Annotated in this window: 23 protein-coding genes and 1 riboswitch; of the genes, 3 read left to right on the forward strand and 20 right to left on the reverse strand. The window is 44.9% G+C overall.

The annotated features are described in order from the left end of the window. Positions 1 to 98 precede the first annotated feature (98 nt). The 5 genes from thyA to pdhA form a co-directional block, all read right to left on the reverse strand. Positions 99 to 893 carry a thymidylate synthase gene (gene thyA, locus MKX40_RS17485; protein WP_076328531.1) on the reverse strand — a complete coding sequence of 265 codons (795 nt, stop codon included), beginning with the start codon at positions 891 to 893 and terminating at the stop codon, positions 99 to 101. A gap of 274 nt (positions 894 to 1,167) precedes the next feature. Then, positions 1,168 to 2,583, reverse strand: a complete 1,416-nt coding sequence (lpdA, locus tag MKX40_RS17490) for a dihydrolipoyl dehydrogenase (protein WP_024630356.1) — start codon at positions 2,581 to 2,583, stop codon at positions 1,168 to 1,170. A 3-nt stretch (positions 2,584 to 2,586) separates the two neighbouring features. Next, complete coding sequence (locus MKX40_RS17495; RefSeq protein ID WP_339234468.1) at positions 2,587 to 3,909, reverse strand: dihydrolipoamide acetyltransferase family protein; 1,323 nt, start codon at positions 3,907 to 3,909, stop codon at positions 2,587 to 2,589. 176 nt (positions 3,910 to 4,085) lie between these two features. Further along, positions 4,086 to 5,063 (reverse strand): alpha-ketoacid dehydrogenase subunit beta, encoded by a 978-nt coding sequence (locus MKX40_RS17500; protein ID WP_339234470.1) that lies wholly within the window; start codon positions 5,061 to 5,063, stop codon positions 4,086 to 4,088. A gap of 101 nt (positions 5,064 to 5,164) precedes the next feature. Beyond that, complete coding sequence (gene pdhA / locus MKX40_RS17505; protein WP_017688072.1) at positions 5,165 to 6,232, reverse strand: pyruvate dehydrogenase (acetyl-transferring) E1 component subunit alpha; 1,068 nt, start codon at positions 6,230 to 6,232, stop codon at positions 5,165 to 5,167. A gap of 256 nt (positions 6,233 to 6,488) precedes the next feature. Here pdhA and MKX40_RS17510 point away from each other — a divergent pair, with 256 nt between their 5' ends. Further along, positions 6,489 to 7,223, forward strand: coding sequence for an alpha/beta hydrolase-fold protein (locus MKX40_RS17510; RefSeq protein ID WP_253437164.1), 735 nt, complete (start codon positions 6,489 to 6,491; stop codon positions 7,221 to 7,223). A gap of 171 nt (positions 7,224 to 7,394) precedes the next feature. Here MKX40_RS17510 and MKX40_RS17515 read toward each other — a convergent pair whose 3' ends face one another. Together MKX40_RS17515 and MKX40_RS17520 are read right to left on the reverse strand one after the other, a co-directional pair. Further along, a complete protein-coding gene (locus MKX40_RS17515) occupies positions 7,395 to 7,865 on the reverse strand; it encodes a low molecular weight protein-tyrosine-phosphatase (RefSeq protein WP_339234473.1) in 471 nt (156 codons plus the stop codon). A 1-nt stretch (position 7,866) separates the two neighbouring features. After that, positions 7,867 to 8,568: a trimeric intracellular cation channel family protein gene (locus MKX40_RS17520; RefSeq protein ID WP_339234476.1), complete on the reverse strand. Its 702-nt coding sequence runs from the start codon at positions 8,566 to 8,568 to the stop codon at positions 7,867 to 7,869. Between the two features lie 182 nt (positions 8,569 to 8,750). On the opposite strand from MKX40_RS17520, the gene MKX40_RS17525 reads away from it, so the two are divergent. Continuing rightward, entirely contained in the window at positions 8,751 to 9,392 is a 642-nt protein-coding gene (locus MKX40_RS17525; protein WP_339234479.1) for a thiamine diphosphokinase, read from the forward strand. A 293-nt stretch (positions 9,393 to 9,685) separates the two neighbouring features. Beyond that, positions 9,686 to 10,186 carry a C40 family peptidase gene (locus MKX40_RS17530; RefSeq protein WP_339234482.1) on the forward strand — a complete coding sequence of 167 codons (501 nt, stop codon included), beginning with the start codon at positions 9,686 to 9,688 and terminating at the stop codon, positions 10,184 to 10,186. 114 nt (positions 10,187 to 10,300) lie between these two features. Here MKX40_RS17530 and MKX40_RS17535 read toward each other — a convergent pair whose 3' ends face one another. The 13 genes from MKX40_RS17535 to MKX40_RS17595 all read right to left on the reverse strand — a co-directional run bounded on the left by MKX40_RS17535 (position 10,301) and on the right by MKX40_RS17595 (position 23,525). Then, complete coding sequence (locus MKX40_RS17535) at positions 10,301 to 11,005, reverse strand: response regulator transcription factor (protein ID WP_339234484.1); 705 nt, start codon at positions 11,003 to 11,005, stop codon at positions 10,301 to 10,303. Positions 11,006 to 11,124: 119 nt separating this feature from the next. Next, positions 11,125 to 12,180, reverse strand: coding sequence for a ThiF family adenylyltransferase (locus MKX40_RS17540; protein ID WP_339234487.1), 1,056 nt, complete (start codon positions 12,178 to 12,180; stop codon positions 11,125 to 11,127). Continuing rightward, positions 12,177 to 12,944 carry a thiazole synthase gene (locus MKX40_RS17545; protein ID WP_339243113.1) on the reverse strand — a complete coding sequence of 256 codons (768 nt, stop codon included), beginning with the start codon at positions 12,942 to 12,944 and terminating at the stop codon, positions 12,177 to 12,179. Before MKX40_RS17545 ends, MKX40_RS17540 begins: the two co-directional genes overlap by 4 nt. 2 nt (positions 12,945 to 12,946) lie before the next feature. Further along, positions 12,947 to 13,150, reverse strand: coding sequence for a sulfur carrier protein ThiS (gene thiS / locus MKX40_RS17550; RefSeq protein WP_339234489.1), 204 nt, complete (start codon positions 13,148 to 13,150; stop codon positions 12,947 to 12,949). Next, on the reverse strand, positions 13,147 to 14,382 hold the full coding sequence (gene thiO, locus MKX40_RS17555; RefSeq protein WP_339234491.1) for a glycine oxidase ThiO: 1,236 nt from the start codon (positions 14,380 to 14,382) through the stop codon (positions 13,147 to 13,149). Before thiO ends, thiS begins: the two co-directional genes overlap by 4 nt. 14 nt (positions 14,383 to 14,396) lie before the next feature. Further along, entirely contained in the window at positions 14,397 to 15,095 is a 699-nt protein-coding gene (locus MKX40_RS17560; protein WP_339234493.1) for a thiamine phosphate synthase, read from the reverse strand. A 193-nt stretch (positions 15,096 to 15,288) separates the two neighbouring features. Beyond that, a riboswitch (TPP riboswitch) is annotated at positions 15,289 to 15,398 on the reverse strand. A 75-nt stretch (positions 15,399 to 15,473) separates the two neighbouring features. Next, a complete protein-coding gene (locus MKX40_RS17565; RefSeq protein WP_339234495.1) occupies positions 15,474 to 17,024 on the reverse strand; it encodes an ABC-F family ATP-binding cassette domain-containing protein in 1,551 nt (516 codons plus the stop codon). 137 nt (positions 17,025 to 17,161) lie between these two features. Further along, positions 17,162 to 18,145 carry a hypothetical protein gene (locus MKX40_RS17570; protein WP_339234498.1) on the reverse strand — a complete coding sequence of 328 codons (984 nt, stop codon included), beginning with the start codon at positions 18,143 to 18,145 and terminating at the stop codon, positions 17,162 to 17,164. Then, complete coding sequence (locus tag MKX40_RS17575; RefSeq protein WP_339234500.1) at positions 18,132 to 18,683, reverse strand: hypothetical protein; 552 nt, start codon at positions 18,681 to 18,683, stop codon at positions 18,132 to 18,134. Before MKX40_RS17575 ends, MKX40_RS17570 begins: the two co-directional genes overlap by 14 nt. Further along, complete coding sequence (locus MKX40_RS17580; protein ID WP_339234501.1) at positions 18,680 to 19,078, reverse strand: hypothetical protein; 399 nt, start codon at positions 19,076 to 19,078, stop codon at positions 18,680 to 18,682. The genes MKX40_RS17575 and MKX40_RS17580 overlap by 4 nt, the downstream gene beginning before the upstream one ends. 16 nt (positions 19,079 to 19,094) lie before the next feature. Further along, complete coding sequence (locus MKX40_RS17585; protein WP_062834890.1) at positions 19,095 to 19,580, reverse strand: hypothetical protein; 486 nt, start codon at positions 19,578 to 19,580, stop codon at positions 19,095 to 19,097. 62 nt (positions 19,581 to 19,642) lie between these two features. Then, positions 19,643 to 21,709, reverse strand: coding sequence for a hypothetical protein (locus MKX40_RS17590; RefSeq protein ID WP_339234502.1), 2,067 nt, complete (start codon positions 21,707 to 21,709; stop codon positions 19,643 to 19,645). Further along, a complete protein-coding gene (locus MKX40_RS17595) occupies positions 21,699 to 23,525 on the reverse strand; it encodes an ATPase, T2SS/T4P/T4SS family (protein WP_339234504.1) in 1,827 nt (608 codons plus the stop codon). Before MKX40_RS17595 ends, MKX40_RS17590 begins: the two co-directional genes overlap by 11 nt. Between the last annotated feature and the right edge of the window lie 7 nt (positions 23,526 to 23,532).

A 23,532-nucleotide genomic window follows, 5' to 3' on the forward strand; every position in this document is an offset into this window, starting at 1 on the left:
TGCCTACGCTCCGCTACTCCATTTCTAGCTTCATTCCATCTTCTTGTTACTGAAAACCAGACTTTTTGAACACGCACTTATCGAGATTGAACACATAATTAGACTGCAATTGGAGCTTTAATGCCCGGATGATGCTGATAGTTCTCAAACTCGAAATCTTCAAACTTATAATCAAAAATCGAATCGGGCTTACGCTTGATTACTAGCTTAGGTAACGCATAAGGTTCACGCTCCAGCTGAGTTTTGACCTGATCAACATGGTTGGAATAGATGTGAACATCCCCACCAGACCAGATGAAATCACCCACCTCAAGGTCACATTGCTGCGCGATCATATGAGTTAAGAGCGCATAACTCGCGATGTTAAAAGGCAGCCCGAGGAAGGTATCCACTGAACGCATCGTTAGCATACATGATAATTTACCCTCTGCAACGTAAAACTGAAACGCAAAGTGACAAGGTGGAAGCTTCATATTATTGATCTCTGCCACATTCCATGCGCTGACAAGATGACGTCGTGAATCTGGATTATTTTTAATTGAATCAATGACTGCAGAGATCTGATCGATCTTCTCCCCATTAGGTGCTTCCCAAGTACGCCATTGTGAACCATACACCGGTCCAAGATCTCCATTTTCGTCCGCCCAGTCGTCCCAGATCTTCACACCATTTTCTTTCAGATAAGATATATTGGTATCGCCACTCAAAAACCACAACAGTTCATGAATAACCGATTTGAGATGAATTCGTTTGGTTGTTACCAGCGGAAATCCTTCGGAGAGATCATAACGGAGTTGTCTGCCGAATACGGATTGTGTTCCTGTTCCCGTACGATCTCCTTTATGAACGCCATTGTTCAGAATATCCTGTAATAAATCGAGATAGTTTTTCAAGTTGATTTCCCCTCGCATCTCTATATATGTTGCCACTCAGTTCCAGATTGGTCTGAGTTACATCATGTCTGATCATCTTAACAGTTTATCACACTGTGCACGATGGAAAAAGAGTTGAAAACACATTCAATCGGACCTATGTTTTACGACACAAAGTACATGATATAACTCTACGGAAGGTTCTACACTCACAAAAAAGAGGTGAATAACGCGTTAGCGCTATTCACCTCTTGATATACGTATAATGCCGGACGGATCCGAAGCTTAGATGATCTTAACGGGAGATGATGTGGATCGGGTGACCCATAACCAATTCCGCAGCTTCCATCACAATTTCGCCCAAAGTTGGGTGAGCGTGAATTGTGAGAGCCAGATCTTCCAAAGTAGCGCCCATTTCAATTGCCAATCCAAGCTCAGCAATCAAGTTAGAAGCTTCCAGACCTACGATTTGGCAACCCAATACAAGGCCGCTTTCCTCGTCAGCTACGATTTTCACGAAGCCTTCAGCGTGGTTCAAAGATACAGCACGACCGTTACCCGCATAAGGGAATTTGCCTGCTTTAACTTTGTAACCTTTCTCTTTAGCTTCTTTCTCCGTGTAACCTACGCTGGAACACTCTGGATCTGTGAACACAACAGCCGGCATACATTTGTAGTCAACTACAGATGGTTGTCCTGCGATTGCTTCAGCAGCCACTTTACCTTCATAAGAAGCTTTGTGTGCCAGAGCCAAACCAGATACGATGTCACCGATAGCGAAGATATGAGGAATGCTAGTACGACCTTGGTGGTCAACTTTAACGAATCCACGCTCGTCAACGTCTACACCGATCAGGTCCAAACCAAGCTCACCATCTGTGTTTGGACGACGTCCAACAGTTACCAGCAGGTAATCTGCAGTTACTTCTTTGGACTCACCATTTACAGAATATTTAACAGTTACATCTTTATCCGTTTGCTCAGCACTTTCAGCTTTTGCACCCGTTACGATTTCGATGCCTGTTTTCTTCATGTTTTTAGCCACAAGGCTAGTCATGTCTTTATCGAAACCTGGCAGTACTGTATCCAATCCTTCGATGATTGTTACTTTCGCACCAAATTTGGAATACATTTGACCAAGCTCAGCACCGATATAACCGCCACCGATAACGATCATGCTTTTTGGTACTTCAGGCAAGTTCAGAGCTTCTGTTGAAGACAGAATGCGTCCGCCAAATGGGAAAGGTTTCAGTTCAATTGGACGGGAACCTGTTGCGATAATTGCATTTTTAAATTTGTAACGCGGAGACTCGTGGTCGTTGAATACACGAGCTTCGTTTTCATTGATGAACATGCACTCACCGTTGAAAACTTCAACTTTGTTGCCTTTGAGCAAACCAGCTACGCCGCCAGTCATTTTCTTAACAACGCCGTTTTTGAATTCTTGAGTTTTGCTGAAGTCCACTTTCACGTTCTCAGCAGAGATACCAAAAGCTTCACCGTGAAGTGCAGACTCATATTGGTGTGCAGCAGAGATCAGGGCTTTGGATGGAATACATCCACGGTTCAAACAAACACCGCCCAGTTCGGATTTGTCTACAATCAATACGCTTTGGCCCAGTTGAGCAGCGCGGATGGCAGCTACATAGCCGCCAGGACCCGCACCAATTACTAATGTGTCGATATTGAGAGAAGCGTCGCCTACTACCATATCTTACACCTCCATAACAAGCAGCTCAGGGTTAGCGAGCAGCTGTTTAATGTAATTCATAAAGTTTTGTGCTGTTGCGCCATCGATGATACGGTGGTCAAAGCTCAGGGAAAGAGCCATTACAGGTGCTGCAACTACTTCGCCGTTTTTGATCACTGCTTTTTCGCTGATGCGTCCTGTTCCGAGAATAGCAACTTCAGGGAAGTTGATGATTGGAGTGAAGAACATACCGCCAGCAGAACCGATGTTACTGATGGAGATTGTGCTTCCTCTCATTTCATTCGCGCTCAATTTGCCGTCACGTCCACGAGCTGCCAGATCACGGATTGAATCAGCGATCATCCAGATGGATTTGCGATCAGCATCTTTGATAACAGGAACGATCAAGCCGTTGTCTGTATCTGTTGCGATACCGATGTTGTAGTATTTTTTGTAGACAATTTCGTTAGCTTCTTCATCAATCATAGCGTTCAGAGCAGGGAATTGGCGGGAAGCCGCAACCAGTGCTTTAACGATGAATGGCAGATAAGTAACTTTTGTTCCTTTTTTCTCTGCAATAGGTTTCATACGAGTACGGAAAGCAACCAGTTCAGTTACGTCCACTTCGTCCATGATTGTAACGTGAGGTGCTGTGTAAGCCGATTTAACCATTGCGTTAGAGATCGCTTTACGGATACCTTTGAATGGTACGCGCTCTTCTTCAAGGTATTGTTCACCTGCAGCCGCTGCTGGTGCTGCGGATTTTTTCTCTTCTTGAGCCGGAGCTTCGGAAGATGCCGCTGCGGAAGAACCGCCACCGTTTTTGAAGGATTCAACATCTTCTTTGGTTACTTTACCGTTGTTGCCAGTACCGTTAACCTGAGCGATGTCTACACCTTGTTCGCGAGCAAATTTGCGCACGCTTGGCGTTGCCAGAACGTCTTTGGCAGGTACTGCCGGAACGCTGTTGTTTCCGCCTTCTTTAGCTGAATCCGAGCTGGAAGCTGCTGCAGAAGAACCGCTAGTATCAGCTCCGCCTTGAGCTGCATCTTTCTCTTGCTCGCCTTGATCGCCAGCAGGAGCGTCTTCTTGCTCAGGAATTTCACCTTCTGCATCAATGATGGCAACAACTTCACCAACGTGGCAGACTTGACCGTCTTTAGCGAATACTTCAGTCACTGTTCCGTTAACCGGACAAGGTACTTCAACTACCGCTTTGTCGTTCTGTACTTCCATGATGATATCATCGTCAGTTACTTTGTCCCCGACTTTGATGTGCATCTTGATGATTTCGCCTTCGTGAAGGCCTTCGCCTAGTTCAGGGAATTTATATTCAAATTTAGCCAACTGAAAAACCTCCTTGATTATGTGCTCAATCCTGAAAACAACCCTTAACTCCAAGAACCAACTGTTACTGCTAATGCAAATAACTGTTACTCAAGGGGCTAATGGCTGTTTACAGTGCAGCCTGCGCTGCGGTGTGAATCACCATACTGCGCCTTGCGGCATGTCAGATGATTAGATTAGAAATTCACGACTTTGTTAACCGCAGCAACGATACGTGCCGGGTTAGGCAGCCATGTATCTTCGATTTGTGCAAAAGGATATACAGTATCCGGACCAGCTACACGCAGAACCGGTGCTTCCAAGTGCAGGATTGCTTTTTCATTGATTTGGGCAATGACTTCAGCTGCAACACCTGCGCTCTTTTGAGCTTCCTGTACAACAATTGCACGGTTTGTTTTCTTAATAGAAGCAACGATGGTATCGATGTCGATCGGGCTAACCGTACGAAGGTCGATAACTTCAACGTTGATACCTTGTTTTTCGAGTTCCTCTGCTGCTTTCACAGAAGTATGAACCATCATACCGTAAGTGATGATCGTTACATCGGAACCTTCACGAACAACGTTCGCTTTACCCAATTCAACAACGTAATCTTCTTCAGGAACTTCTGCACGGAAAGCATGGTACAGGTTCAAGTGCTCCATGAAGAATACAGGGTCATTATCGCGAATAGAAGCGATCATCAGACCTTTTGCATCGTATGGGTTAGAAGGAACAACTACTTTGATACCTGGTGTTTGCGTGAGCAGACCTTCCAGGGAATCTGTATGCAATTCTGCCGCTTTTACACCGCCACCGAATGGTGTACGGAATACGATTGGAGAATTGTATTTTCCACCGGAGCGGAAACGCATACGAGCAGCTTGCACTACCATTTGGTCAAGGGCTTCGAAGATAAAACCAACGAATTGGATCTCAGCAACCGGACGGAAGCCTTGCACACCCAGACCTACAGCCAAACCGCCAATAGCGGACTCCGCCAGTGGTGTATCAAATACACGCTCTTCGCCAAACTCTTTTTGCAGACCTTCCGTTACACGGAAAACGCCGCCTACATTACCTACGTCTTCACCGAAAAGCAGAACGTTAGGATCACGTTTCAACTCCACGCGAAGCGCATCACGGATTGCTTCTTTCATGTTCATTTGTGCCATTTGCTTCATTTCCTCCTTAAACATTGACAGTTCACATTTGAATTCGTACATGTATACCGGGACATTAAAGTCGCGGATGTTTATGCTTTATCGGAAAAAACTTATTGGAAATCAGCTTTTTGCTCTTCCAAGTGCTTAGGCGTTTGTTCGAACATGCTGTCGATCAAGCCCGAAATCGTCATTTTCTCGGTTTTTTCCGCTTTTTTGATTTCTTCATTTACTTTAGCTTTTGCTTCTTCTTTCACACGTGCTGTATCTTCTTCAGTCCAAAGACCTTTTTTCTCCAGATATTTAGCGAAACGTGCGATAGGATCTTTAGCAGACCATTCAGCCTCTTCTTCTTTTGTACGATACTTGGAAGCATCATCCGAAAGGGAGTGAGGGCGGAAACGGTATGTTACTGCTTCGATCAATGTTGCGCCTTCTCCATTACGTCCGCGTTCAGCAGCTTCCTGAACAGCTTTGATAACAGCGAAGATGTCCATACCGTCAACTTTAACACCTTTGATCCCTGCTGCTACCGCTTTGTGAGCGATGGACAGAGCTGCTGTTTGTTTAGCAAAAGGAGTTGTGATGGCATAACCATTGTTTTGTACGAAGAAAATTACAGGCAGTTTGTATACACCAGCGTAGTTCAGACCTTCATAGAAGTCACCTTCAGAAGAACCGCCATCACCTGTGTACGTGATAACAACTTGTTTTTGTTTCTTCAATTTGTAACCCATAGCGATACCCATTGCATGCAGAATTTGTGCACCAATGATAATTTGTGGCATCAATACATTAACGCCATCTGGAATTTGTCCACCATGTTGGTGTCCACGGGAGTACAAGAATGCTTGATAAAGAGGAAGTCCATGCCATACGAGTTGCGGAATGTCACGATAGCCAGGACATACAAAGTCTTCTTTTTCAATTGCAAATTCACTACCAACCATTGTAGCTTCTTGACCAGATACTGGAGCATAGAAACCAAGACGACCTTGACGGCCCAGGTTTACTGCACGGTCATCCCAAGTACGGGTAAATACCATGCGGTACATAATTTCTTTTAATTGATCATCGGAAAGTGTAGGCATCATGTCTTTGTTAACAATTTCGCCGTCAGGAGACAGCACGGACAGAGCTTCTACATCCTCTGTATACACTTCATAAGGAACCTTGCTCATTTTTTTCTTCACCTCAACAAAAAATTTGAATATCAAGTTCCGCTGTTATAATATTATTATACACCTGTTTCACTCCATACGTCAAAGAAATCCGTAATTTTTTTATGTTTCCTGTCGGATTGTATGTATAACAGGGGCTTAATATTGGTATAACAGCATAATACATGATTGCGTGTTTGACCTAACCCCGCACAAGGGTAATCTTACCGTATTGCGCGGTCGAATGCAAAAAATTAACCGAGAAAGGTGACGTTTTATGACGGATTCCCGCTATTTGAAACGCACGATTGTGAAGGAAGAGATTGAAAGTCGCTATCTCGGAGAGAAGCGAACACTCCGTATTTATCTTCCTCCGGGCTATAACGAATTACTTAGCTACCCTGTCGTATATTGTCAGGATGGTGAAGAGTTTTTCAATTTCGGTCGAATTGCCACAACAGCTAACCGAATTATTTTGGACGAAGGAGCTGAACCTTTCATTATTGTAGGTGTTCAGGTCGATGTGTCTGTGAGAACGCAGGAATATGCTCCATTCGGAGATCGGTTCAAGGCATATACCGCTTGCTTCGCTGAAGAGATTATTCCCTATATAGAAGAGAAATATCCTGTGCGCCGTTCTCCGCAGGAACGTATTCTTGCCGGAGACTCACTAGGTGGCAGTGTTTCGCTTCATCTTGCTCTGTTATATCCGGATCTGTTCACACGTGTAATCAGCATGTCCGGTGCCTTCTATTCTGCTTCTCAAGAAATCTATGCTGCAGCCGAAGATCTGTCCTGGCTCTCGATCTGGATGATCGTTGGTTTGCAGGAAACTGCATTCAAGGCAGACACCGGTACATATAATTTCGTTCAATTAAACCGGGATACGCGTGATTTGCTGGAAAAACGTGGCGCTCTCGTCTCCTATCAGGAGAAAGACGGGAACCACCAATGGGGTTTTTGGCAGAATGAATTGCCAGATGCATTGTTATATTTTCTTCAGGAAAGATAAAAATAAATTGGATCACTTCAACAGGCGGCTGAAATGCCGCTTTTGTTTTGCGCCATAATGATACCGCTTACAATTGTAATCTAAAAAAGAAGCAGGATTCCCTGCCGGGTTAAATGCCCACTCCTGCTTCTTTGTCCGATTACAAGTTAAGTATCAGTTCAGGTTTAGTTGCTAGGCTATGGAATGTTCATCTTTAATTTTACTCAACAGAACGTCGCAGCCTGTGTTAACCAACTCGTACACCTCTTCAAAATTGCCAGTGTAATACGGGTCAGGTACTTCCCTGAGTTTTTCCTCCGGAAGCATGTCCATAAACTTGATGATTTCCGCCTCAGCTCCGCCTGGAACGTTCCGTACATTATCTGCATTCGAATTATCCATACACACAATATAATCAAATTGATCAAAGTCTTCGCTGGCGAATTGTCTCGCTGCCATGTTGGCATAAGAAATCTGGTATGAATCCAGCAATTTTCGAGTCCCTTCATGCGGAGGTTTACCAACGTGCCAGTTCCCCGTACCCGCTGAGTCCACACGAATCTGGTGTTCAAGCCCATTCTCCAGGACTTTGTGGCGAAGAACTGCTTCAGCCATAGGTGATCTACATATATTGCCCAGACATACAAATAAAACGTGAATCATATTAATCCCCCTTGCTTAACGTACCTTGAAGTACCGACGATGTTGGCTGTGTTACAAGGCTTTCCGGCTGAGGACCGATGTTTCCCGTCTCAGATGGCACCAACGAACGGCGTGGCAGTTTCCATTTATAATGTACAGAACACATTCGGAAAAACACAACAGCCGCGAAACATAACAATAATCCGGCATTCGTTGTTAACCATCCCATACCTATGACAAAACCGGCTGTCATTGCCCATACAGCATAGATTTCATCTCGCAATACAAGCGGCTTGCGCCCTGCAAGCACATCACGAATAACGCCCCCGCCAATCCCTGTCATTACAGCCGCTACAATAACTGCGCTAATAGGATGTCCCATGTTTGCAGCGTACAGTGCCCCTTGGATTGCAAATGCTGCAAGTCCGATTGCATCAAACAAAGCCTCTGTTCGCTTCCAGTGACTAATCCACTTAAGAGGTAATATAAACGCAATCGCTACAGATACTAAGGCCAACATAATTAGTGATCCCTGGCTCCAGAGTGTAGTTACAGGTATTCCTATAAGTACATTCCGAATAATTCCGCCTCCGAATGCCGTGACAAGTCCCAGCACAAGTACACCCAAAATGTCATACTCCTCTTCCATTGCCACGAAAGCACCGGACATTGCAAATGCGATGGTGCCTATAATACTGAATACTTCAAAAATGTGTAAGTCCAACCTGTTCAAACCTCACTTTTCAAGTCATCTCCATGTCGCTCTACCCATTGTATCCGCGAGCACTGAAATTGTGCAACCACATTTTGTGGATTATACTGGTTTGGTGAATATATTTGTACAGTTTCCTACAACATATCTGAACAACGAACTATTTTTCTTTGACCTAGGAAGGATGAAATAAAATGACGGTGAAACGGATTGTTATATTTACAGGCGGAAATCTATCTCCAGAATTACTTCAGGAAATACGTGATGATGACATGATCATTGCGGCTGATCGCGGCGCATTATTTTTAATTGAACACGGCGTTCAGCCTCATATTGCAGTTGGTGATTTCGACTCTATCTCCGAAGAGCAACGTATAATTGTTAGTAACAACAGCACAAAGTTCATTACATGCGACCCTGTTCATAAAGATCTTACCGATACGGAAATGGCTTTTGAAACAGCGTTAGATCACGAACCTTCTCACATTCTGATGTTAGGCGCTACAGGTACTCGGATGGATCATACACTCGCTAATGTACATATTATGGTTCGTGCAATGCAGCATCATATCTCATGTGTAATTCAGGACAAGCATAACTATATGACTCTGACAACTTCCAAAGCTGTAGTTGAACACCGTGACTATAAATATGTTTCTTTACTCCCCTTAACTCATGAAGTTACAGGAATAACACTGGAAGGTTTCATGTATCCGCTGAATCAAGCCACTATTCGCATGGGCCAATCCCTTGGCATAAGCAACCAACTCCTAGGCGCTTCAGGTACCGTTACTATCGATAGCGGCCTACTACTAATCATTCAAAGCAAAGATTAAATGTATCCGCATGGCATTTTAATTATTACGTTTTTGTAACCAGTGATTTCGATCATAAAATAGATTCATACACAACAAAGACCCTTGAGACTCAAGGGTCTTTTCTATTTCATCTTTATTTATTATTCGTCAATGATTAATTTTTTGACATTTTTAATTATATTTTAATAAACATACCCAAACCATTGTGGCGCAAGGGATTACACATGCCCATCCAATTTCTAGGCTGTTACAAAGCTGTTATACTCGCTCTAGCAACTTAACGAAAACGAATTTTGGAGGTACTAACTAATATGAAAACAAACATCTTTGTCCAAAAGGCCGTAACCGTCGGGTTGTGCGCTACACTAGGTTTTGGAGCTGTATTAATGACTAACGCCCCTGTCGCACAGGCAGCAACTGCATCTGTGTCCACAGGTCAACAAATTGTTAACTATGGTAAAAAATTCACTGGAACTCCATATGAATTTGGTGCTTCAACAACAACAACCAGAGTTTTTGATTGCTCTTCCTTTATGAAATATATTTTCAAAAAGTATGGTGTAGACTTGCCACGCACTTCCGTGAAACAATCTAAAGAAGGTAAAGCTGTATCCAAAGCTAATCTGCGTGTTGGTGATCTTGTATTCTTCTCCAGCGGTAGCCGTTCTACAGGCTCCAACGTTACTCATGTAGGCGTATACGCAGGTGACGGAAAGATTCTGCATACGTATGGATCTCCAGGCGTAACGATCTCGGATCTGAACTCCGGTACTTGGAAAAGAACTTACGTTAAAGCTCGTCGTGTACTCTAGAACCGTTTATAGTTCATATTTAATCAGTAAGGGCCGGATAATATGATCCGGTCTTTTCTTTTACCCTTTTTTCACCACACTTTAAACTGGAGATTCATGGAATGGTTGAAATTTCTAAATTTTATCATGAAGCATATAGCCGATCCCACGCACAGTATGAATCAGCTTCACACTTTTTCCCTTATCTACCTTAACCCTCAGATGTTTGATATACACGTCCACTACGTTCGTATCCATGGCATACTCATACCCCCACACTTCCCTTAAAATATCACTCCGGGTACATGCTTCATTCACATGCAACGCCAGAAATTCCAGCAATTCGTACTCTTTTGGCGTTAATATTAGGTACTCACCCGCACGATTTACCCGCCTTGAACGTAAATTCACTTTAAGATCATGAACTACAATCACTTCTTCACTCTCCTGCGTTGCATTCGCAAAAACACGCAATAGATTTCGTATTCTGGCTAGCATCACGGTCAAGTGAATGGGCTCCTCCATCACGTCATTAGCTCCGTAATCCAGCCATTCCACGATGACCTGAGGAGATGCATTTGAAGTAATAACCAGCAGAGGGATCACCTGTCCGCTCTCTATCCAACGTTTCAACTCTGATTTCTGATCCTGGTTAAGGTGTGCATGCTCCTCTTCCCGGTCTACCAGGATGATCAGGTTAATATGCTGCAACGAAGGCTTGACGGATTGGTTTAGTTCAGAACACTCCATTCGTTGCACCTCATACCCTTCAGCACATAAAACGTCGTAAATAAGGCTAGCCTGCTCTCCTGCTCCAATCAGCAAAATGGCTGTTTTCACTGTTTTTCACCCGGCCTGTCTCTATCCCCGCTGCGCGTAGCAGTGGTTGGTACAGTTAGCATGCCGTAAAATGAAAAAGTCCATTCCCTCAAGGGAACAGACTTTGTTTCTTTCTTGCTTTAACCAAAGTAACGATGAACGAGAGTACGCGCTTCAGCTGTATCTTTTGTTCCGTGTACGAGAACACGTCCATCCTGGAATACGACCATTCTATGAGCTCCTGTTGTAAAAGAAACCAGAAACGGATTGGATTCCACTTTTCCTTCTTCAAGTCTGTTCAAGCGATCCGCCGTTTGTTGAAGATTCAAATTCATGCGCCGTGCAGGGCGGATCTGAACGGTATCCCTTCCACACAACACATCGGTTTTTTCCAGATTGGACGCAGAAAGATATGGATACGTTGCCGAAGGACCGCATGAAGGACAGTCTTGCTTTTTCGCACCATCCACATTGATGGATATGTATTCGTTCCTCCACACGTCAAATGACAACAACTTGCGTCTCAATGCATTCTCATTGCCACTAAGCAGCTTCATCGCTTCTGCTGTCTGATTCGCCGTTACCATTTGTACCGCTTGTGGAATGATGCCAGACGTATCACAGGTATCTCCACCCAGGGGGACTTCACCCAGCAAACAATTTAAACATGGCGTCTCTCCAGGCATAAACGTATAGGTGATGCCGTAACTCCCCACGCATCCACCATAAATCCAGGGAATACGATGCTTTTGTGCCATATCATTCATGAGTAGTCGGGTATCAAAATTATCCGTTGCATCCATGATCAAGTCTGCATGCTGAATGAGTTCTTCCAGTTCATCTACTCTGACATCCAATACCTTTCCTTCCACATGAACCGTGGAATTAATGGCAGATAAACGTTTTTCCGCAGCCATCGCTTTCGGCATCCGTTCAATTGCGTCCTGCTCTACATATAATTGTTGCCGCTGCAAATTACTCCACTCCACATAATCACGATCCACGATCGTTATGTGCCCGACGCCTGAACGCACTAACGTTTCGGCAATTCCTGTTCCGAGTGCGCCAGCGCCTACAATTAAAACTCTGCTGCCCTTTAATCTGTCCTGGCCTTCCTTGCCAAGTGGCGCATACCTTTCCTGTCTGGAATACCGGTCGGCCTGCTCGGAGGAAATTGATTGTTGTTGATCTATCATGTATGAACCATTCCTTCCACCGGACTACTGGCCGCTGCATAACGCTTCACAGGAATCATGCCTGCCTCATATGCCAGTCTACCTGCCTCTACACCCATTCGCATCGCTCTAGCCATATTCACCGGATTTCCTGATCCGGATACTGCTGTATTCAACAATACACCATCTGCACCAAGTTCCATGGCATAAGCAGCATCTTTTGGAGAGCGCAACCCTGCATCCACAATCACAGGCACAACGGCCTGCTCAATGATGATCTCAAGATTATAGGGATTAATGATGCCTCTACCTGCTCCGATGGGAGAAGCGCCAGGCATTACGGCATGTACTCCAAGCAATTGCAGCCTTTTGGCCAGAATGACATCATCTGAAATATAAGGCAGCACAGTGAAGCCCTTTTCAAGCAAAATTTCGCAAGCCTTGTACGTTTCAATCGGATCTGGGAGCAATGTCTTTCCATCTCCGATGACTTCGACTTTTATCATATCACAAAGTCCCGAAGCCCGCGCAAGCTCGGCGATCCGCACCGCCTCTTCCGCAGTGGAAGCCCCAGCCGTATTCGGCAGAAGCGTATATTGATCCAGATCCAATGTATCCAGGAAATGCTTCTGGTTACGTTCCTCCAGATTCAGACGACGAACAGCAAAGGTTAAAACTTCCGTTCCAGATGCATCCACAGCCTGACTCTGCACTTCAAGATCCGAAAACTTGCCTGTTCCGAGCAATAATCTGGACTCAAACGTATATTTACCAATGTTCAACATCATCAACCGCCTCCTACAAAATGTACAATCTCGATTTGATCGCCTTCTCTTAATGCCGTTGACTCATGATACTCACGCGTTAAGATATGCCTGTTCAGCTCGACAACTACAGTCTTGACTGGCAGGTCAAACGATTGGAGCAGTTTATCCACACGATTTAATCTGTCTTCAATCTCCATCCGTTGTCCATTAACAATGATATTCACTGCACCACTCCCTTTCTGTTCAAACGCTCTGGATTCAGCGCTTCAATTCCGAGTTCTTCTGAGCTTTTGCCAGCGATTAACTCCGCGATAAGCCTGCCTGTTATCGCACTTAGCAAGATACCATTACGGTAATGCCCAAAGGCAGCGAACAGTCCAGGCATACTCTTGCATGCACCTATATAAGGCAGGCCATCTGGCGTTGCCGGTCTTACACCTGCCCACGCTCGCTTAAATTGCGCTTCTTTCATCCCGGGTACCCAGTGGGTAGCCGCTGTTAGCAGCTTCTGAACACCCTGTACAGAAACATTCAAATCCGTTCTGCCCGGCAGACTGGTTGCCCCGAGCCAAACTTCGCCATTGGCTTTGGGAACAATATAGACATCCTCTGCATAAACCGTTCTGTCAGGCCTGTACCCTGCATGTTCATCTGAGAACTGAACGGCAGCTATTTCTCCTTTTACCGACCACACAGGTAAGCTCAGATTCACATGTCTCATCAATGCTTCACTCTGTAATCCAGCCGCTATAACGACATGTTTGCACGTTATCTCACCGATCGATGTGGTAATCCCCTGCACGCCGTGTTCGTTTGCTCGCACATGTATATCCTTTATGTTCTCCATAAACCGCGCTCCCATTGCTTGAGCAGATTCCGCATATGCCCTAGTTAGATGGACAGGAAGGATTTCACTCTCGTATGGTCTGTAGTAGGCTCCGTATGTATCTCTGTTAAGCCACGATGCCTCCTGTTGCACAACCGAACGATCCCACCACACCTCATCAGCAGACAAACCGGAATTTCGATTGTTCTTATAGCGGCTTAATTCACTGTATGATCGAAAAGGGGTGAGGAATCCATGGCGTTGCAGGCCAACCTCTACCCCACTGAGGGCATCCATTAGCCCTTGTTGCTCAATAAGTAACTGTCTACTCTGCCTGGCAAGCTTAGCCATCAAAGGATGAGCAAAATCCTCACTATCCGCCGCCAGCATTCCAGCCGCTGCGCAAGAAGTGCCTCCCGCAATCGCGGAACGCTCCAGCAACAAAACATCCTGTCCACGGGAAGCAAGCTCATACGCAATGGCACAACCAACAACACCTCCGCCTACAATAATCGTTTCTGCATGAATTTTATCCGGATTATCAGTTACACTTTTGCTTCTTGATTCCGTTTCAGAGTTCAGTTGATGACTGAAATGATTCCTGTTCTGACCCGTTACGATCTCATTCATCCTCTCATCTCCTTTCACCGGCTTAGACTTCCTGTAGCAACGATAGCCTGCCTTAGTGATGCAGCTGCCCTATCCGGGGAATCGCTCGACCATACATTTGAGATCACGGCGACTCCCTGTGCCCCTGCAGAGCGAATCGCGTCGATGTTTCCCGGCTCTATGCCCCCGATCGCGATGACAGGAATGGAGACACCTCTGCATACTTCATCAAGAGCATATAATCCTCTTGGTTCTAGATCTGGCTTGCTGTTGGTCGCGAAGACATGCCCGAAGAAAAGGTAATCAGCTCCCTGTTCTTCAGCGATTTTTGCCTCATCGATGGAATGAACAGATACACCCAAACGAAGCCGCTGCTTTTTGCTTATGACAGCATTGTAGGAGTTGTACTTGCGCAATGCGTCTTGCCCCCAATGAACACCGCCATAGAGATCATTCTGTGAAGGCAGTTCTGAACCATTGATAACGATGCGACAAGATGGAACGCCAACACCACGCAGACTTTCAGCCCAACTGATCTTGTCTTGCCATGTAAGTTGTTTCTCTCGTATATGAATATAGTCCACCCATGGCCAAACGTCCTTGGCTGCTTTTACAAAAGATGCTCGATCTCCTGCACCCGTAGATACAACATGCAATTCAAATGATTCGTGAACATGCTCATGAAAAATTGCGGTCCCCTCCCTCTCCTTCCAGGCGTGAATGCTATGAAACACAAAAAAAGCCACTCCCGTAGGGGAGTGGCTGCGTATGAATTATAGGATCAGATCACTGACTGATGCATACAGTTCATTTCGTGCAGTACAGCTATAGACCTATAGCCATAACGTTATACACGCAACTGCATGTCAATTTGCTAAGCAAACGGTTGAAATCCTCTCGAGTTGCCGTTTGCTCACGTCATTCACTGAAACGCGCTCGCCACTTCCCTACGCTGGTATGATCCAGATCAGGTGCAAAGGGTCCGGAATCGCATTCATCCATCTCAGCCGCATCGTGCGGCCCCCCTAGTGTTCATATGAAGTTGTAGCCTATGTTACCATAGACGGATTTTTTTGTCACCGTCATTTATGCTAAACATGGTCTTGAATCGTCTAGTTTTTCTCAGACCACTCTTCGACATTCCATGTTTTGGTGACCCAACCCTCGTAAAAATCAGGTTCATGAGAAACCAGTAATACCGTTCCCTTGAATTCTTTCAAGGCCCGTTGCAACTCCGCTTTGGCTGTGACATCCAGATGGTTCGTTGGCTCATCGAATAAAATCCAGTTGCTTTCACGCATTAAGAGTTTGCATAAACGAACCTTGGCTTGTTCTCCACCACTCAGCATGTTGAGCGGACGGGTAATGTGCTCATTTTTCAACCCGCAGCGAGCGAGATGACCCCGCACCTCGTTCTGGGTCAAATGGGAAAACTCATTCCAGACATCCTCAATCGGCGTGATATTCCCAGCACGAACTTCCTGTTCAAAATAGGCCGTTTCGAGATAATCTCCCAAAAAGGTCTTTCCACTCAGTGGAGATATTTTCCCAAGGATGGTCTTCAGCAGTGTCGATTTACCCACACCATTACAGCCTACGATGGCAATTTTCTCACCACGTTCAATCGTCATCGTCATTTTGGGAAGCAAAGGATACGTATATCCAATTTCAAAATCAATACCCTCAAAGACCGTTTTGCTACTCGCGCGGGCATCCTTGAATTTGAACGTTGGTTTAGCCGCTTCATCTGGGCGATCAATACGTTCAATCTTATCCAGCTGTTTCTCCCGGCTCTTCGCTCGACCTGAAGTTGAAGCCCGCGCCTTGTTACGCTGAATGAAATCTTCCTGCTTCTTGATGTACTCTTGCTGCTTCTCGTACGCATCAATATGCTGGGCTTTATTCATATCAGCCATCTCCAGGAACTTGTTATAGTTCGCTGCATATCTCGTTAATTTGGCAAATTCCAAATGATAAATGACATTCACGACTTCATTCATGAATTCCGTGTCATGGGAGATTAAGAGGAACGCGTGCGGGTAGTCCTTCAGGTAACGTGACAACCACTCAATGTGCTCTACATCCAGATAGTTGGTTGGCTCATCCAGTAGCAGAGCTGTAGGTTTCTCGAGCAGAAGCTTGGCAAGCAGCACCTTGGTACGTTGTCCACCACTTAGAGCTGCAACATCTCGATCAAGACCAATTGCAGACAAACCAAGACCATTGGCCATCTCTTCGACTTTGACGTCAATCAGATAAAAGTCGCCCTGCTCCAGTTGTTCCTGAATATCGCCCATCTCTTCCAGCAACTGCTCCAGCTTATCTGGATCTGCATCTGCCATCTGGTCTGTGATATTCATCATTTCTTTTTCCAGTTCAAGCAACGGAAGGAAAGCATCCTTAAGCACATCACGAATCGTTTTGCCTGGCGTAAGCTTTGTGTGCTGATCCAGATATCCATAACGGACTTTAGGTGTCCATTCCACTTTTCCACTGTCTTTAAGCAATTTACCGGTAAGGATGTTCATTAATGTAGATTTACCTACACCATTGGCACCAACAAGTCCTACGCGCTCTCCGGCGAGTAAACGAAACGATACATTTTTAAATAACGTGCGATCTCCAAAATTGTGACTCACGTTCTCTACTGACAATAAACTCATAAGATGAGGTTGCTCCTATCTATTAGACATTACTTTTATTATGGTTCCGAAACCCTATTCTAGCACAGGTCTCATCTTTTCTGAAAGTAATGTAAACAGTTCAGGAACCTCTTCCATGATTTTTCATACAGGCTTCCCTAACGATTAGAGCAGTTATATTCGAAATAACCTTGCGCAGCTGCTTGTTTTGCATCTGTGAACACCTCTTCGGCGCGGTAACCATTACCACATGTGGAGCGATAGTAGTACTTGATACCCGTTAATGGATCTACTCCACCTACGATTGCTGTTTTCTTCACAAGCCTGCCTCCACCAATTGCGTAATTGTTGATCTTCTGGTCACCAACACCTATACCTTGGATAAAGGCCATAATTCCTGTATCGTTGATGGAGTTGTACCAATCTTCCTGTGCTATCATGGGCATCGTAAATGTATAGGATACACCGTTCTTTCTGGCAAACTCATTATGGCGATTAATCACATCAGCAAGATCATCCTGCACAGAAGTCACAATCCGGCTTCGTCGAACTTGTTCAAATACGCTGCTATCTTGAAGTAAAGGAATCTGTGTGGTTGAAACCAGTTCTTTTTGAAAGCCCTCCACCCATCTCCCTGCGCTTGCGTCGTAGGCATAGACATAGTCGTCCAATGTAAAGTTAATACTGTTACCGTATGAATCTGAATATGTATAAGGTTTCTTGGGACTCCATACTTGCCTGAAAGAATCTTCCAGGTTACCTGTCAACTCTGTTTCTGTGGACAACATATAATAGCCATCGTAATCCAGAATAACCACGGCAGGAATGTAATTAAACATGTTTCGAATAGCTGCGGCATCATCCTGAATCCCCATATTCAAAGCCATCGTCTGAGTAAACGTCAACAAGGCAAGCTCCTTATCCGCTTTAACAAACTTGGTTGAATCATAACCTGCTTCATCACTTTGTTTCTCATTTTGATGCATAACTGCACCTGCATCCATCACTGCGGTTTGAAGTGCAGATCTGTATCGATGTCCAAGAAAGTTAGCCTCTTCGGCATCTTGGGTATGGAGTGAGATGATCCAGAAGAGCGGGAAGAAGATCAGCACGAATACTATGGATAGCTCAGTAATCTTCATTGAGGACCATACCTCCGTAGGTTACAAATACCGCTGAGGCCCGAGCCGTACCACTAAGCCATTCACGAATGAGCATGGAAGGTGTACGGTTTGTATTTTGGAGCGTCACGGTAAAAAAATCTCCTGTTGTCAACGTGTATCTTCGACCAGGATCATCAGCCGGAATCACACTTGAGGTAGGGAATAGTCTCTCTCGAATCTGAGCTGCATAATATCCATCCTGTACAACCTCGTACGTCCCAGTAAAACTGTTAATGTCCAACGGGTCCGTATAATGAGGTACATATTTCTTATGTAAATGTTCCATCGACACCTCATACACATTGCCCGTCTGGGCCAGTTGCTCCTCAAACTCAGCCAACATTCGAGGTGAAATATACCCTTTCGTGCGGACTGCATCGACAAAACGTGTTACATTCTGTATAGCCGTCATACGTGCTATATCATCCTGCCGATCGGCTGTTTCAGCAGCTGGATACACATAGAGCAGAAGAACTGCGAGCAATACGGCAAGCAACTTGGATGCAGCATTAATCAATTCACACTGGCCTCCTTCCAAAAAACAATCTTGAGCAGTTCTCCAGTTTCATTTCGTATCAACTCTGGTCTGTAGGTAGCATCGAGCTGGACAGGAATAGTCGCTGTTTTGCTGACTAGTGTATCGATTACATATGAAGTCCCGTCTACCTCCACAGGCACGCCTGTGCCTGTCATCTGTCTTACGGTATGTAACACTTCCGCACCACTATACTGAGATGGTTTGGTGGTATGCAATGTTGTTGTCAGACGACCTTCCATGCCGACTGCTGTCCGCACTCTATCGTTCAATGAAGCTGATAAAATCTTAACATTCTGTTGCCCGTACAGGCAGGCTGTCACAAACAGGACAACCGCCGTACAAAACAACATAAGATGCTGGGTATTCTGGGACATGTTAAACCAACTCCTGTCAGGATTGCTGGAAGATTAGCCCTCTTACCACGTTGGAGCGGTCTTTTACAATAATGGCTTTGAATTTACCACTTGGATTGACATATTGATTGTCCTTTTCACTCATAGTCTGGTTAATAATCCCTACTTTATCGTCAGGAGCAATAACCGAGCCGTAGTCCGCGTTATTGAGATCCTGTGAAATGTTCAATTGGTTGCCATACCATTGACCCGCTTTATTTTTACCTGTAATGACTTGAATACCGAACTGATCCTTGTCCGCGTATTTACGCAGCGCATTAGTTACCTGTGAGCCACTGATCGTTGTTCCGTCATACACCGTGAATGCAGCCTGAGACAGCTCGGTTTGAATATCAGCAAAATTGTTCTGCGCTGTCTTGGTTGCTTCCTGAGCCGAAATAAATAACAGAACTACAATTGTGATCAGAGCGATTGTCAAAAATATCCCTGCTGCTACCTTTAAAGCGCTTGATGCATTGTTCATGATAAATCCTCCCAAGTTATAAATTATTAATATATTTCAGACTGTCACACAGAAGAATTGTGCTACAGTTTCTGAATTTGTTCATAATAGATGTTCATCTGCAGGAAGCTCATACCGACCAATGGTATGACCAGGTACAAAAAGATTAGGGCATACATGGGAGCAAATCCGATGGTTCTCCCCCAGGATGCTTTAACATCAATCATTTTGCTGTACTCCTGCTTGCGTTGTTCAAAATAGAATGCCATCATGCTCTCAAGATCATCAAAAGCTTCACGTATTGAGATTTTGCCAAGGGCAAGCTGCAATTTATCAATCAGTCGCTGGAATTCGGGCAAGCCCGCCTCTTCCTTTAATTGATCAAGTGCAAGCTCTGGCCCATGTTCAAAATGCAACAAACACTTTTGCAGCGGACGCTTGAAAATGACGGCAAATCGATTAAGCCATTCCAATATCTCCTCGACTGACATCCGATCCATCTCACGCAGAATGGATATCACTGTCTGAAATTGATAGATTTCATGCCGCATATCCAACTTTCGCATTTTCCGCTGAAATAACATGAGCCATATGGGCATGTAATACCCTGCTACACCGATGAGAATTGCTATAATCATTTCCCACCAGCGTACATATTGCTTGTTATACACCTCAAGTTTCTGCATGATGCGCATGATGGTCTCACTCTGGGTATCATGGTCCAACTGAACGGGAGATAACTGCTGTAACGCGTTGGAGACTTCTTCGTATGTAGCTCCTCGGTTCATCTCTACACTTTCCAGCACGGATTGATCCAATGCTGTTTTTTCCTCGGCTTTCCTGAGATCCGCTTCAGCCATTGCACCAAACATTCGATCATCCCGGATTGGATCATGCAAGATGTGGTTACGTTCAACCTGGTGCAACAGCAAGATGCAACCCAGTGTAAGGACCAAACAACCTGCGAATAACATCACTCGGCGAATGGCGAGCCATTCGTATTTCAACTCCGAGCTACTCTCCCTCATAAGCCGTATCGTTTGGCTGTACTGTACACTGCCAGGTTTCGCCGCAAACAACATCGCCAATTTCCGGATGAAGGTCTGCCTGTATAGAAACTGATCCAACCATGAATGCTTATGTCCTGAGCGGTAACGAGTTTCATCGTATTGCTGGAGCCTCTGCAGAAGCAAATAAGCAAGAATGATGATGACATAAATTGATATTTTGGTAACAAAACCAATCTTGCTGCGATAAAATTCATCCATCGTTGGAAAACTGACTCTGGCCCAGCGTTCAATTGGAGCGGTGAATAATACCGGGGCAAGCGCGATGATATTAAGTCCTTTAAGCAGGTAATCCAATTTGTCACGCCGCAAAATCTCCAGATGAATCTCCTGTGTCAGGTTCCCCAGTCCCTTAAGATAGATAGACCCTTGTTCTCGGTCCTTATCCCCGAACTCCATGACCATATAGGAAACGCCAGCGAAGCCTTTGAGAAAACGGTTGGGTGCCACTTCATAGTAACGCTCAAGTGCTTCATTCGGATCTGGAGAAGTTAGAGCTTCATAGATCAGTCTTACCTGTTCTGCTGCTTCTCCTGTACCGGCTTCAGCCGCTTCATAAAGTGCTTCCTCAACCATGCCATGCTGGTGATACCGATGTCTTACATCTGCAAAGAGATCCAGCATCTGAACCAGCAACCGTTTCTCCATACGACTGAGGCACATATCCAGCACCAAGCTGTTTAGCACCACAGCACAGAGCACGGACAATATAACAAAAGCGATACCCGGCTGCAGAAGGAACAGAATGACACTTATGCAGCCATAACCTCCGAAAATAATGAGAACCACTGTCATTGTCAGTCTCCGAAGTGAAGGCTCATCTCCCACATGCCGAAATGAAATACGCTTCTGCACTTGTAGAATATAGGCGGATAACAGTGGGACTTTCATTCCCAGGCGGTAGAACTGCAACAAGAGTGACCCCAGTCCCTTGAAACCCTTCGTTCCGGGAGTTAGAATAACCCCGGATGGACTTGTTGGACCACCTCCTCTGCGACGTAATACATTTAAAACCAGAAGTGTGATCAGCAACCCGCCCGCACAAATACCTAATACGAGGAGCAGAATCCATTTAATTGTCATGCGGATCACCCCAGTGTTGCTTCATAAAATGTCCAAATTTCTCGGCATCCTGCAATGTCATCTGTTCTCGCATATCCAACATGCATTCCGAGGAGATTGGAGCTGTTGCTACATACTCTCCATCTCTGTACTCCACTACATTACGAAATGTAAAACCTGCCCTCTCTTTCACGCTGTCACCTTGATTCGCGCGAGGAAGACATTCCGTAATACGTTCGATATATCTTCGTCCCTCAGCATCTTTCTTCATATGAACATCGAAATTGATGACACTCACAACCTGCTCCTCAGCAATATGCTCATGTTGAAACATGCCAGTCTTGAGTAAGGAATTACGAAGAGAGAAGACCAGATCACGAAACGTTTTGGCATGGTGGGTAAACAGGGTGAACAGACTGGCAACCTGAGACATTTGAATCATCCATGCGGCCACTTCATCACTCGCAACCTCACCAAGAATATTGACGGTACCATCCGTTTTTTTCTGTAAATCTAGCCCTTGTTGACCTGAAATGTGCTCAGTTTCTCGGAAACTCAAAATATTACGTCGGCTATAGATCCGTCTTAATTGAAGTTCGAACGCCATCTCCTGCACCCGAAGGGTGTACGATGCATAGATGTGTTTGACCATAGCCATAAGTAATGTCGTTTTACCAGAACCCTGTGCTCCGGTTACCGCTGTGATCCGGCTTCCTTTCATCAAATATTGAAGCAATGTAATTGGTAGATCTGCGTTGTTACCCGTAATTAATTGCTCAAGTGAAGCATTCGGAATGTCGAACTTCCGGACGAAGAACGCCCACGATTCTGCAAAAGGAGGTCTGACAACAACCACACGGGAACCGTCTTTCATCTCGTTCACTTTGTATCCACTTGCTTCTGACAACTGTCCCGGATAATTGTATTTGTATATATTCTGGCATACCCTTTTCAGTTCACGGATGCTGCCGAAGGACAGAAAAGGTAGATGAATGGATTTCCCTTTATAGAAAATCCAGACACTCTCCATGCCGCTAAGCGGTTCTTCATGAGTATCATCCTCCAGTCCTTGCTCCAACAGATCATTCCATGATGCCGGTCTCTGAAATCCAATATTATGAGCAGTATCCAACATACCGCTGACACCACCACTAACGCCGTCAATACGTTGGTCCCTTATCTCATCAACAACCGAAAATCCTTTGTAATGCTGATAGATACGCTGCACGATGATATCTGTCTTTTCTCTGAACCCAAGCTCTCGATATTCGCACTCAAAAACATAGTGAATGTCTTCCTCGGAAATATAATAACTCCCTCCGTCCTCCGTTCCTTCCTCCATTCTCAGCCTTCCCAGATCGTAGGTATCAATCATTCGGGAGAGTGCATCCACACCGAATTGCTGTCGGTACAGATAAAACACAATTTCGAATCGGTCCTGGATCGTCAATAAATCCGGTTCTGCAAACAAAATGACTTCATCTACATTTGATTTGTTCAGTCCTATGCTTCGGATCAGAAGATCCCCTATCAGATTTTTGACATACGTTTTGTCACTGATACTGCCTGAGACACAGCCCTTCAGCGCTTTTCTCATCTCTGCACGTTGATTGATTCTTCGACGATATTCTTCTTCATGCAGACCTGCATCCGCGAGCTGACTATGACTAAGCTCATGAAGTGAGTTCTTCACCTTCTCAATCAACATGTCAATCGTGAAGGATTGCTGTTCAGGAACACGAGCATTCTTTTCACGAAGAAACGCACTATACTTGAACCAGACATAAGTCAGACACAGAATCAAAATTAAACTTATCCATATGGTATTCCAGAGCATTGGAGGT

Source organism: Paenibacillus sp. FSL R5-0517 (assembly GCF_037974355.1).
GTDB lineage: Bacteria > Bacillota > Bacilli > Paenibacillales > Paenibacillaceae > Paenibacillus.

What these genes read in the sequence shown, in the direction of transcription:
- MKX40_RS17585 (WP_062834890.1), bottom strand. Translation starts at nt 19,580, where the DNA reads ATGAACAATGCATCAAGCGCTTTAAAGGTAGCAGCAGGGATATTTTTG.
- lpdA (WP_024630356.1), bottom strand. Translation starts at nt 2,583, where the DNA reads ATGGTAGTAGGCGACGCTTCTCTCAATATCGACACATTAGTAATTGGT.
- MKX40_RS17545 (WP_339243113.1), bottom strand. Translation starts at nt 12,944, where the DNA reads ATGTTGAACATTGGTAAATATACGTTTGAGTCCAGATTATTGCTCGGA.
- MKX40_RS17570 (WP_339234498.1), bottom strand. Translation starts at nt 18,145, where the DNA reads ATGAAGATTACTGAGCTATCCATAGTATTCGTGCTGATCTTCTTCCCG.
- MKX40_RS17590 (WP_339234502.1), bottom strand. Translation starts at nt 21,709, where the DNA reads ATGACAATTAAATGGATTCTGCTCCTCGTATTAGGTATTTGTGCGGGC.
- MKX40_RS17595 (WP_339234504.1), bottom strand. Translation starts at nt 23,525, where the DNA reads ATGCTCTGGAATACCATATGGATAAGTTTAATTTTGATTCTGTGTCTG.
- thiO (WP_339234491.1), bottom strand. Translation starts at nt 14,382, where the DNA reads ATGAATGAGATCGTAACGGGTCAGAACAGGAATCATTTCAGTCATCAA.
- MKX40_RS17540 (WP_339234487.1), bottom strand. Translation starts at nt 12,180, where the DNA reads ATGATAGATCAACAACAATCAATTTCCTCCGAGCAGGCCGACCGGTAT.
- MKX40_RS17525 (WP_339234479.1), top strand. Translation starts at nt 8,751, where the DNA reads ATGACGGTGAAACGGATTGTTATATTTACAGGCGGAAATCTATCTCCA.
- MKX40_RS17510 (WP_253437164.1), top strand. Translation starts at nt 6,489, where the DNA reads ATGACGGATTCCCGCTATTTGAAACGCACGATTGTGAAGGAAGAGATT.
- pdhA (WP_017688072.1), bottom strand. Translation starts at nt 6,232, where the DNA reads ATGAGCAAGGTTCCTTATGAAGTGTATACAGAGGATGTAGAAGCTCTG.
- MKX40_RS17580 (WP_339234501.1), bottom strand. Translation starts at nt 19,078, where the DNA reads ATGTCCCAGAATACCCAGCATCTTATGTTGTTTTGTACGGCGGTTGTC.
- MKX40_RS17565 (WP_339234495.1), bottom strand. Translation starts at nt 17,024, where the DNA reads ATGAGTTTATTGTCAGTAGAGAACGTGAGTCACAATTTTGGAGATCGC.
- MKX40_RS17500 (WP_339234470.1), bottom strand. Translation starts at nt 5,063, where the DNA reads ATGGCACAAATGAACATGAAAGAAGCAATCCGTGATGCGCTTCGCGTG.
- MKX40_RS17530 (WP_339234482.1), top strand. Translation starts at nt 9,686, where the DNA reads ATGAAAACAAACATCTTTGTCCAAAAGGCCGTAACCGTCGGGTTGTGC.
- MKX40_RS17515 (WP_339234473.1), bottom strand. Translation starts at nt 7,865, where the DNA reads ATGATTCACGTTTTATTTGTATGTCTGGGCAATATATGTAGATCACCT.